The 365-nt window shown below is 52.6% G+C and carries 2 tRNA genes; both read left to right on the top strand.

Annotation, left to right across the window (positions count from 1 at the left end):
* Positions 1-19 precede the first annotated feature (19 nt).
* Positions 20-95 (top strand) — tRNA-His (locus QKW35_RS21280).
* A 184-nt stretch (positions 96-279) separates the two neighbouring features.
* Positions 280-355: transfer RNA gene (locus QKW35_RS21285), tRNA-His, on the top strand.
* Positions 356-365 lie beyond the last annotated feature (10 nt).

Genomic DNA, 365 nt, shown 5'->3' on the forward strand with positions numbered 1-365 from the left:
CCATTTATTTTACGCTGTGGTGGGCGTAGCTCAGTTGGTAGAGCCCCGGATTGTGATTCCGGTGGTCGTGGGTTCGAGCCCCATCGTCCACCCCATTCCCTGTTTTAGGGATAAGGCGTTATGAGGATCATACCTCGCATATCAGAAGGCTGGCCTTAAGGGTTGGCTTTTTTTGTTTAGGATTCTCCTCTTTGTTGAGGTTGTACACTCGGCAATGTGAGTGTTTAGCCTCGCGGCGTGAATCTATCGATTCGCGCATCTTAAAGGTTGTACGCTGTGGTGGGCGTAGCTCAGTTGGTAGAGCCCCGGATTGTGATTCCGGTGGTCGTGGGTTCGAGCCCCATCGTCCACCCCAATTTCCCTCT

Source organism: Pontibacterium granulatum, assembly GCF_029961155.1.
Classification (GTDB): domain Bacteria; phylum Pseudomonadota; class Gammaproteobacteria; order Pseudomonadales; family Balneatricaceae; genus Pontibacterium; species Pontibacterium granulatum.